General features: G+C 50.1%; 1 protein-coding gene. It reads right to left on the reverse strand.

The window, feature by feature from the left end; genetic code table 11:
- A partial coding sequence (locus JCM12296_RS35165; protein WP_172684282.1) for an HK97 family phage prohead protease occupies positions 1-685 on the reverse strand: 685 nt, incomplete at its 3' end.
- Positions 686-993: the final 308 nt, after the last annotated feature.

Here is a 993-nt window from a genome sequence, read left to right on the forward strand (position 1 = left end):
GCTCCGCAAGCTTGTTCATGGCGAGTTCCCTGAAAGCCTCAAGCGGCCGGCGGTCCCGGACAAAAGCAATCGCTTCGTCCATGAGGCCAACGCGCTTGCCGATTTCAAGCATCTCAAGCTTGTCAGCATCGCTCTGATTCCATTTGTTTAAAATATTTTCTTCCCGTTTTCCGGGATCATTTACTTCAATGGTCATTTTTTTATTTCCTTTTGATCGGCCAACGCCAACGGTTTGGTCGGCCGGAATTGATGTAGTCGAAATTTCAACCGGGCACCACTTGCAACGGTAGGTTTTAACACCGTCCTGTTCTCGGACAAGCTTACGTTCGGTCACATAATAGCCAACCGATACACAAGTTCGAATGCCGTCAATGACGTCTTGGAATTCGTCTTCGGCTTCGGGCCGTTTCGAAAACCGGACCACGGCTCGGCCCTTGTCGCCTTCCAGCCTGGCCGACTGAACCACCCCAATCTGACAATCTGCGTCGTGGTCCTTCAACAGCGGCGCTTTCCCGGCAGACAAAAAAGACATGTCTACGTCCGCCGGATCATGGCTTAAAATTTCATCGCCAAACCAGCGTCGACACGGCTCTTCGGATGAAAACGCGAGAGGAACGGTGCGCCGCTTCTCATCGATTTTCCGGCGGTCAAGATCGTACGTTCTGTAAAAAATTTCATTTCCCATTTTTACTTCCAAAAAAAACTTTTTCCTGCCTGGCATCCCGCCCGGCGCCACCCTGGAGGCATCCCGCCATCATGGGTAGTGGATTTTGGTTGCCCGGCAGCATCCCGCCGCCGGACGAAAAAGGCCTGGTTTACTTCCAGACTGTTTATAATTATAAATTATATCAATTAATTAACTGTATGACAAGTTTTTTTTGAAGCCGGGCAAACTTGATCACAGACTTTGAGGATTTCAAGTAAATGATACACCAATAGGTTGAGTGATTCCCGGTCTTGCTCACCGGCCTTAGAGCCGGCCCACACCGCGAT

It is taken from the genome of Desulfosarcina cetonica JCM 12296 (assembly GCF_001311845.1).
Taxonomy (GTDB): domain Bacteria; phylum Desulfobacterota; class Desulfobacteria; order Desulfobacterales; family Desulfosarcinaceae; genus Desulfosarcina; species Desulfosarcina cetonica.